We start from the raw sequence: 10,146 nt of genomic DNA on the forward strand, positions 1-10,146 counted from the left end.
ACCTGTATTTGGTGGCTGACGGCTGGCGCCTGCCACTTTTCTGTTAGTACTTCAAGGTGTCAATAACAGAAAAATTGCCAGTTGGGTGATCAACTGGCACCACTAATAACGTATTTATTGTGTTATCTGGAATTCGTAAGTGGATATCGAGTATTCATAATGAGATATCTCGATTTCACATTTGGATATCTGCATTTCGACAGTCGTTATCTGTAATTCGCGACTACTTATCTAAAATTCATCTTTTACGCACAATTCATTCAGACCTGTATTTGGTGGCTGACGGCTAGCGCCTGCCACTTTTCTGTTAGTACTTCAAGAAAGTTGGTGTCACTAACAGAAAAATTGCCAGTTGGGTGGTCAACTGGCACCACTAATAACGCATTTATTGTGATATCTGGAATTCGTGAGTGGATATCAAGATTTCAATGGAGGATATCTCGATTTCGTGGATGAATATCTTTGTGTCGATAGTCGTTATCTATAATTCGCGACTACTTATCTAAAATTCATCTTTTACGCACAATTCCCTCAGACCTGTATTTGGTGGCTGACGGCTGGCGCCTGCCACTTTTCTGTTAGTACCTCAAGGTGTCACTAATAGAAAAATTGCCAGTTGGGTGGTCAACTGGCACTACTAATAACGCATTTACTGTGATATCTGGAATTCGTGAGTGGATATCAACAATTCAATGCAGGATATCTCGATTTCATATTTGGATATCTTCATTTCGACAGTCGTTATCTGTAATTCGCGACTACTTATCTAAAATTCATCTTTAACGCACAATTCATTCGCAAACAAAAATGACCTCTTCCATCGTTAGGAAGAGGTCATTTTATCTATCGTACTAAGTATTTCAGGTAGTTTTTCCATCCGAATGCTTTTACTGATTCCCATGAAGGTGAATCCATTGGCATTGGGTAGAAGATAGCAGGTGCATAACGGTAGTCGTTGATTTGTGGTTCGTAAACAACCACTGAACCAGCTTTAAGTCCTTCGCCGATGACTGAGCGTGTTTTCAAGTCAAATGCGATGTTGACCGGTGTTTTTACTGCGTAGCCGTATTTATTAACGACATGTGCACTTGCTGACCCAGCGAAGCGATTGTCTAACCAAGCGGTCTGAACAGAGACAGCTTTTTGTGCTTCGTTTATTAATACCATAGCGTTCGTCTTGTTACCGAAAGGCAAGTCTGTGATTGGTTCTTTCGGTTGAATACGAACTTCATAGTATGCTAGCGGGTTCTTATGGTCTTTTGGATCGAGCGCTTTATAGGCAGTCAGGAATTCGGAGTCTTTAGCAGGAACTTGGGAAACTTCTGTTACCGTTCCTTCTATTGATTGATCGATTCCATCCGCTTGTAGGCGAACACGGTCGTTTACTTTCACGTCCTGCCATTGTTCATCTGTTGCATACGTAACAATGATTTTTTCGATGCTGTAAATTTCGATTGCCAAGCGGTCATTGTTGTCTCGAATCGCGGATACTACGCCTTCGACCGGACTAAGGATGGCAGCCGCCCCCTTTTGAGCAAGCTGTGCATCAACGACTTGCAATTGCTGATTGACTTCAGATAGTTTTTGTTCCGCTTCAGCAATCGCATGTGCGAAAGCACCATCTTGAGAAACGTCCACGCCGAAATCTACATTTACATCAATATTAACCATTTTATCATCGGTGTTTTCAGTGACGTTGTCTGTCGCGTTGTCTGTCGAATTACTTGAGCTCTGCGCGGTCGCGCGGTCAGATTGTAAGGACTTTATTGTTGCGTTGGTTTCAGTCACTTGACGTTCAAGTGCTTCCTTTTCCGCTTCCCATACTTCACGTTGCTCGTCAGCCGTTGATGTGTTAAGCGTAGCGAGTTCGTCACCTACTTTTACTACAGCACCTTCTTTGACCAACCAGTCTTGAATCGTATCTTCACTTTCCACGTAAACCGTTGTCGTGTCGAGCGGTGCAACAAGTGATTCTTTCGGTAAGGATTGTACAAAGTCCCCTGTTGCGAGACGTTCGTATTCATTTACGTACACATCTTTAGAAATTACGCTTTTTTCGCTGAACAAGAGAATCGCGTTGGCTGCAATGAACGTAGAAACTGCAATGGATATACCAATCGTTAACCATTTATTCATTTGACGGCACCCCCTTCAACAAAACGTCCGTACCATTCTTCGAGTGGAAGAAGGCCAGCTGCCGAAGTAATGAGTGCCATACCGATATGTATTCCAATAATAATCAGTAAAATCATGCGCGGGTTCATATCCGTGAATGCACGGATGAATCGAACTTGTAATGCAATGATAAGGGCAGTAAAGATGGATAATTGATTAAAGAAAAATACTAGGAATGGATGATCGAACACCGTTGCTGCTAGTGGACCGAATGAAAACAGTGACACCGGAGTGGTTGCACCGGTCATAAGAAAGATGATAAACAGTAATGCTTTTTCAATTAGCAGGATTCCTACCACATACAGTTGCAACACGGCCAGTTTAGGTAAATCAATGCCCGTGATGCGGTTCAATATGAATGCAATGCCGAAAAAGTGAAATGCCATATAAAGAACTGCCCATAGAATGATTCCGACAAGTGAGACAAGACGTGCCAGTGTATACGGGTCATTGCCACTAAATGCGTATACGGATGTAAGGTGCTGTGTGTTCATTCCCCACAGTTCTTGTGTAACAAATAAGAGTAATCCGAACAGACCAACCATCCATACGCGTTTTTTAAAATCGCGCATCGTGGCAGAATCGAGATTATCTATTAATTCTTGCTGGTTTGCTAGATATCGCCAAAATCGAAAGTCAAATATCATATTTTCAAAAATCCTTCCCGTAACTACCAGTAGCTATTAATCTTCCTTTACTTTACCAAAATTCGACATCAATTGTAACGTACGAAGGGTACAGATAAAGAAAAATTGGTGAAAAAGTTGTGGGTGTTTGGAAAGAGATTCATAGGTTTGTGCAGTTTGTCGGAGAATTTGTCAAATTATTGTCATTTTTGGTTATTTTGGGAAACCGTGAACAATATTTGCGCAACGTTAAAAGTGCGAGCACCCAAATTTGCTCACACTTTTAACGTCAGTTTAATTAAAGATTTAGGCCCCCGCCTAAACAGGTCGACTGGTCATACAGCCCGAAAGCTTAAGTGCATGCGGCGTAGGAATGAGGTGAGATTTCCGCAACGCTATGTATACAATCATTCGTCCTCTATCTCCCCTTCCCCAAAAGGTTCAATAGCTTCATTTAAGTGTAAATGGCTATTGTCAAGATGGAAACCTTTGCCCCCAAACTTGAATTTTGCCCACCTACTAAGCTTACAAAAATAAATTTTGACTTCGAAAAGCGTATCAAAATTGAATTTTGTAAAATGAAAAACTGAAATTCACATGAAATTGAATAAATATTTCCAACAAAACCTAAACTTTATATAACCTATCAAAGGAAAATTTCTACATATATTAACTTTATCGTATTTCCTGCGATACGTTTGGACAGGCAAGGCGCCATGCCGCTTCCATAAAATCAATTAGCAGAGAAAAAAGTAGAGAGGATGTGGTAGATGTGAAATTTAATAAAATCCTTGAATTAACTGCTGTCGATATATTGTTCGGCGTCATCGGCTCGAGTGTATCTGTCATAATATTGTATATGTTGACTTCAATTTAGGAGCGTGATGTATGTACAGGTACTACTAGAACCCTTCCCCGATCGTGTCATATTCGGAGAAGGGTTTTTAATTTTGCTTTTTAACAGTAGCGCAGCGAAAACCAAACCAATTTGCCCCCTATCACTTCGTTTTCGGGGTATTTCATGAAGGAAATACTAGGTGGACTGGAATAAACCTTGGTCGAAGAGGAATAAACGGGTTGTCAAACGGAATAAAGTGCACTCGCGAAGGAACAAACATATCATGAGAATGAAGAAATCAACACGAAAGGGAGTAAACAGGAATCCCTTAAAAACCACATAAAAACACCTCCCTCTTTTCATAGGCAGGTGTTTCTAACTTTTATTGATTTCCATGGTTATCCTCCAACGGTTAATGTGTCAATCGATCAAATAGACTTTGATCTCGCATTTGAAGTGCGTAGTCAATCATCCGGCTGCGATTTGCTTGCTCGAGTAACGAAATAAATTCGTTTGCTTCTTTTTTTACATCGCTGGCTGGTTCTCTGTCTTCCGGCTCGCCATGTTGTAATATGGTTTGCAAATGCATATGAATATCAGACACTAACAACAATTGATAGAGTGGTAAGCGGATGAAGCGATTGCCTTTTTGAAAGACGAAGACTTCGGATAAGTTTTCGACTTGGTACGTATTCATATTGACGATAATTTCTTTTCCTTCCACTGGAATGAAGTGGAATAGTTCGTCATCTTTTTTAATTGAGAAATATTGATAGGCAAATACCAGTTTCATCTTCTGGCCTTCCAATTTCGAATAAAATGGCTTCATAAGTTGTACGTGTAACATTGTGTTCCCCTCCTTTTTTATCAAAATATTCTGATTACTACTAGTGTATCACAATCCCGTATGTTTCGTGCATGACAAATCCGAAAAAAATGCTACCAGTATTAGGTAGCATCGACGTCTTTATTCCTTCTTTTTCTGTTTGTGAAAAAAGCGATTGATTGCTTGTGATACTGAATAAAGAACCCGAGAAGTATGTTTTGGATGTTTGAAACGACTTCCGTTTCAAGGTGGTTTTCATTGTATGTAAATGAGCATTTATTGTTCAAAAAATCAATGTGCAAATCTTCAATTTCAAATGAATCAAAAGTCAGGCGTTCAATGAATGCCTTTCCAATTTTATTGGATACAATAATTGCAGCTTTCCGCTCCCCGTTTGGCGTAACGTAGAGAATGTATTCTTGGTCTTTTTGTTTACATTTGGTACTCTGCAACCTTGGCAATACGATTTCATATGTTGGGCAAATGAGTTAACAACCTTTCCTGCTTTGATTTATCTTGAATTTGGTTCTTTTGAATGGGATAATGCATATTTATTTTTACTAAATATTCAGTTTTCATTAATATGAATATATCAATTATGAAACCGCGTTTCAAAAATAGGATATCTACAACCAATGGAGTTAAAATTGTCTACACTACCTGCAACTAAGGTGGTGTTGATTTTGCAATTACATTAACTTATTACGGAGTCACGAATTCTAGCTCAATTAACTCAAAAATAAGCTGCAAAACTACTGAATATTTCAGCCAGCACGTTATCGCGTTATGAAACGAATCCACAGAGCATTTCTCTACCTGTATTTCGAGCGATGTGTGAACTCTATGGAATCCCAAGAGATATAAGCAATAAGGTCATCTATCATTCATCCACAATTTCTCGTAAAAAATTGAGTGTAAAAAAATCGGTGGACGATTATGGTGATAAATCCTTGAACCCTGTCTACCTTGCATATAAAGCCGATCCTACTTTTTTTTTCAGCTATTCCAGGAGTTTTATAGGAAACCAACTCCTGAAAAAGAGAAGTTCAAAGAAATTTTTTTAAAGCCTATCTGCATTTAAAACCTTAAATCTTTCCTTTCACTTACGGTTTTCCGAGAAAAGCCGTATAATGAAAGGAAAGATTTTTTTTGGAGATGTTGTTCTTGAGCCATTCTTTATTTAATATTGCCGTACGCTACCAATCCCATATCCAACAATGGATGGAGACGATTTCGGAAGATTTGCATCCCTCACATCAAGAGGATGAGGAGCTTGTCCGACGTGCTTCGTTTTCCGTTCGTAACGGAGCGGTACGTGCGCTTTCATATGACCCGTACGAACATTTACTCGAAGCAAAAGTGCAAGATGTGAGTCCTTGCATTGTGACGCTTCATTTAGTCGACGAACAAGTTACGTGTTCTTGTCCAGAAAAACGTCTATGTCGTCATTGCTTAGCCGTTTTATTCAGTTTATATATGCAGAAGTTTTCTTTATCCGAGTGGCTCCAGGAATGGCGCTTGAAGAAGTCGGAGCAACTTTCGTTACTTGCCAATGAACGTACACCGGAAAGCTGGAACGCAATCGTTCAATCGACGTTCAATGCTGTTTCTGGTGATTGGTCTTGGAAAGAGCGATACTTTATCGACAACTCGATTATTCAAATGAAACAGAAATTGAAGAAGTTCATGCCTTTTGAACGTGAATGGCAACCTCTTTACGATGTCTATACCAAAACTATGCTGCTTCGTTTGTTGTTTGATGTCAGCGAAGATATGAATGAAAACGTGTTCCGCGCTACCATCCAGACCGATATTGAAGATGTCCAGCATCAGCTGCTGAATCTCTCGAGCAAACCACGTTTGTTCTCAGCTGATCCTTTTTATGATGCACTTGTGCTACATGTTCGTCATATCGTTTATGAGTTGGAAACGATGGCTGATCTTCGTTTTAATTTGTTTCACGCATATTGGGTCATACTGTTAACGGAAAAAGGCCGTCGTGAACAAGAGTTTGCTTATTTACAGGAAAACAAAAGTCTAAATAACGACCTGTTTCGGGCTTTATTTTGCTTATTGCTAAAAATACCGGATGAATTGAAACTCATTACGGACCGTATTCATCCAAGTGATATGCCTGAATGGATGCATTTGGCGAAACTTGCAAAAGAGCAGGAAGATCTGCCGTCGCTGACCATTATTTTGCATGCAATGCGTCCACATATTTTTGATTATGTGAATAGTCATCTGTCTGCATGGAATCGTTCCGTGTTCGTTTCGAAATTATATGCGTTGTATAAATTCATCGAAATGCCGGATGCTGAACGTGAGCAGCTGTTCTGGCAATTTGGTTCATTTGGCGTCCGTGCCTATTCCGATTTCCTGATTGATCAACACCGATATAAAGATTGGGTGGCTCTTCATCACCGATTCGGGTCAACGCTCGATTATGCGGAATCATGCGGAATGAAGACTGTCCTCCAGGAAGCACCTGAAACAGTGTTGCCGCTTTATCATGTACTTGCACTGTCCGAAGTGCGAGAGCGCAATCGCCATAACTATAAACAAGCCGTTCGCATTTGGAAAAAAATGAAATCGGCAGCGAAGAAAAGTGGAAAAACCGAATATTGGAACAGCTACGTAAGCGAACTTCAAGCGAAATATCGTCGATTGCGCGCTCTCCAAGAAGAGATACAGAAAGGAAACTTGCCTTTATGACTTCCCGTGTATCGCCCTTTATGAAAAATTTAATACTGTCATTCGATCAAATGGATGATGGATTTACAACCGTGCATGCCTACAATGATGAAGGCATGCGTTTATTTACGGAACAATGGATATCTTTTATCTCATTCCAACATGAACCCTCTTTTTACGGTTTGAATCATGATGAAGAAACTCGGTTTTCTTCACTTGAATTAGTGGAACTGTTCTCACCTATCGTTAAACACCCTTACGTACACGTTAGTGGCTATGCACAGGAAGACGAGTTGACGATATCAACCATTCAACAAGCTGCAAACATATGGAGTGCGCCAACTCTTTGGAATGATATTGAGTTTGAAGAAGGCTCACTAGTACTGACAACTGAAGAAGTCCCACCTGCTGCAAAAGTGATGCTTACTTCTGCCATTCAGCAGAAACTGTATGGCGCAGGGTTGACGTTATCGGATATTCCTACGTTACTTCCCTTTTTCAAACAAGGCGGTTGGCCTCTGCAAGCTCAAAGCGGGCATGCTGATGTCATTGTGGCACTGCGGCTTAGTGAGCCTGAATCCTTCTCGGATGAATGGCTATTGGAAACAGTGGTTCGCGGCAAGAAAAGTTCCGTGCACTGGACTCCTGCTTTTCGGAAGAAAGATTCTTCAATCGCTAATGCGCTACCTGATAAATGGAAAGTTCACGCGCCTTATGTGTATGAAACGCAATCCAATATGTTGGAATTGATGAATATGGAATCGGATGCGGATCGGTTTTTATCTAGTTCGTTAAGTGATTTGGACGTCCGCCATTTCTTGCGTGACGATGCAGCACGCCTGCAAGCTCTTGGTTTTGAAGTGATTTTGCCAGGTTGGTTAAAAGCGGTGAAAGAATCCAAACTGCGCGTCAAGTCGAATGCCAAGACTGCTTCGTTTAAAACAACAGCCGGTTTGAATGAAATTTTAACTTTTGATTGGCACTTCTCGTTAAATGGTCAAGCGATTACTGAAGATCAATTCAAACAAATGGTTGAAGAAAATCGTGAGTACATACGTGCCGGTAACGAATGGTTCCGCATCGATTCACACTGGATGCATGAAATCCGTCAGTTGATGGAACAAACGGAAGCTGAAGACTGGACCGTGAAAGAATTATTGTTCCGTGAACTGCCTGAAGCACTCGTACTTGATGAAGATAATTTGGAAGAAGAGGACGATCCTTTATTCCAGTTCGAACTGAATCAATCCCTTCAAAAGTATTTGGAACAGCTACAGGATAAAAAAGGTTTGCCTACAACGACTGTTTCCCCTCATTTGTTGACGGAACTGCGTCCTTATCAGCAACAGGGCTTTGACTGGCTTGTGTTTATGCGTGAACAAGGATTCGGCGTCTGTTTAGCGGATGATATGGGTCTCGGAAAAACAGTACAGCTGATTGCGTACTTGCTCCATGTACATCGCACAAATCAAACGGATAAGCCATCGTTTATCATTTGCCCTACTTCCGTTTTAGGAAACTGGCAAAAAGAGCTGGCACGATTTGCGCCTGATTTGGACGTCCATGTGCATTACGGGCAAACACGTTCCAAAGATGAATCTCTGGCTACTGAACTCATTTCCATGAAACCGGATGTCGTATTGACGACTTTTGGTACGGCTTCTCAGGATGCTGAAGCGTTAAGTGAAATCGAATGGGCCAGTGTGACTCTGGATGAAGCTCAGAACATCAAAAACATGCACACGAAGCAAAGTCGTGCGATCCGCAAGTTACGCGGTGAACATCATTTGGCATTGACAGGAACACCAGTTGAAAATCGTTTGTCTGAGTTATGGGCCATTTTCGATTTCATTTATAAAGGCTATTTAGGTAGCTTCCGTAAGTTCCAGGATAACTTTATTGCACCAATTGAACGCGATGAGTCGGAAAATCATAAACAAAAACTACGAAACAAAATCCGTCCTTTCTTGTTGAGACGTACGAAGCAGGATCCAGACTTGCTGTTGAATCTGCCAGACAAACAAGAACAGCGTGAGTATTGCCCATTGACGACGGAGCAAGCAGCACTCTATGAAAGCTTGATTCAGGAGACGCTGTTCAAACTCGAAACATTGACCGGCTTTGAGAAAAAAGGACTTATTTTAAAAATGTTGAGCAAGCTGAAGCAATTGTGTAATCACCCAGCCCTTTATCTGAAGGAGGGGTTTGGTGAAGCGGAGTATATGATGGAGCGTTCTGAAAAACTGGCGCGCATCGTCACTTTGGCAGCAGAAATTGCCGCTCGCGGTGAGCAATGTCTCATTTTCACCCAGTACATTGGGATGGGTCATCTGCTGCAGCATTGCTTAAGCGAGTTGCACGACATCGATCCGCCATTCTTAACTGGCAGCATGCCAAAAGCACAGCGTGACCGACTGGTTGAATCCTTCCAGGAAAAAGAATTCCCTGTGTTTCTTTTGTCACTGAAAGCTGGTGGAACGGGACTTAACTTAACTGCTGCAAATCATGTATTGCATGCCGATCGTTGGTGGAATCCAGCGGTTGAAAATCAAGCAACTGACCGTGCCTACCGCATTGGTCAAACGCGTTTTGTCCATGTGCATAAATTCGTGACAATTGGTACGATTGAAGAGAAAATCGACAAATTGCTAGCTGATAAACAAGCGTTGTCGGAAGACTTGATCCAATCCAGCCAGTGGATTACTGAACTAGCGGATGATGATTTAAAAGAACTTCTTACATTAGGTTAACGTTTATATGGATGCCTGTCGGATTTCCGGCAGGCATTTTATTTTATAAAAATTAGAGGGAATCGACTCCCTTTCCGCGTACGAACTTGCTAGCCTCCTCTGCTGAGTTTTTCTATATGTCTAGTTCTGCTGGCCAGACAGTACCTCCGTTTCACTGTCTCATTCGAAAACAGGTTTTCGAGTCGCCTGCTCCTGCGGTTACTCGTCGCAAAGGTAATGCTCCTGCGGTTACTCGTC

Annotated in this window: 6 protein-coding genes; 3 read left to right on the top strand and 3 right to left on the bottom strand. The window is 41.3% G+C overall.

Annotated elements, in window-relative coordinates:
• Positions 1 to 843: 843 nt before the first annotated feature.
• The 3 genes from HMPREF1210_RS08430 to HMPREF1210_RS08440 form a co-directional block, all read right to left on the bottom strand.
• Complete coding sequence (locus HMPREF1210_RS08430; protein ID WP_016428231.1) at positions 844 to 2,136, bottom strand: HlyD family efflux transporter periplasmic adaptor subunit; 1,293 nt, start codon at positions 2,134 to 2,136, stop codon at positions 844 to 846.
• The gene (locus tag HMPREF1210_RS08435; RefSeq protein WP_016428232.1) at positions 2,133 to 2,822 is read right to left on the bottom strand and encodes a hypothetical protein; all 690 of its coding nucleotides are present in this window, start codon (positions 2,820 to 2,822) and stop codon (positions 2,133 to 2,135) included. Before HMPREF1210_RS08435 ends, HMPREF1210_RS08430 begins: the two co-directional genes overlap by 4 nt.
• Positions 2,823 to 4,051: 1,229 nt before the next feature.
• The gene (locus HMPREF1210_RS08440; protein ID WP_016428233.1) at positions 4,052 to 4,486 is read right to left on the bottom strand and encodes a hypothetical protein; all 435 of its coding nucleotides are present in this window, start codon (positions 4,484 to 4,486) and stop codon (positions 4,052 to 4,054) included.
• A gap of 734 nt (positions 4,487 to 5,220) precedes the next feature.
• Between HMPREF1210_RS08440 and HMPREF1210_RS18655 the strand changes: the two genes are divergently transcribed.
• From HMPREF1210_RS18655 to HMPREF1210_RS08455, 3 genes are all read left to right on the top strand, one after another.
• Complete coding sequence (locus HMPREF1210_RS18655) at positions 5,221 to 5,529, top strand: helix-turn-helix transcriptional regulator (protein WP_081637799.1); 309 nt, start codon at positions 5,221 to 5,223, stop codon at positions 5,527 to 5,529.
• Between the two features lie 91 nt (positions 5,530 to 5,620).
• Positions 5,621 to 7,180, top strand: a complete 1,560-nt coding sequence (locus tag HMPREF1210_RS08450; protein WP_231391119.1) for an SWIM zinc finger family protein — start codon at positions 5,621 to 5,623, stop codon at positions 7,178 to 7,180.
• Positions 7,177 to 9,909: a DEAD/DEAH box helicase gene (locus HMPREF1210_RS08455; RefSeq protein WP_016428235.1), complete on the top strand. Its 2,733-nt coding sequence runs from the start codon at positions 7,177 to 7,179 to the stop codon at positions 9,907 to 9,909. The genes HMPREF1210_RS08450 and HMPREF1210_RS08455 overlap by 4 nt, the downstream gene beginning before the upstream one ends.
• Positions 9,910 to 10,146 lie beyond the last annotated feature (237 nt).

It is taken from the genome of Paenisporosarcina sp. HGH0030 (assembly GCF_000411295.1).
In the GTDB taxonomy this organism is placed as follows: Bacteria; Bacillota; Bacilli; order Bacillales_A; family Planococcaceae; genus Paenisporosarcina.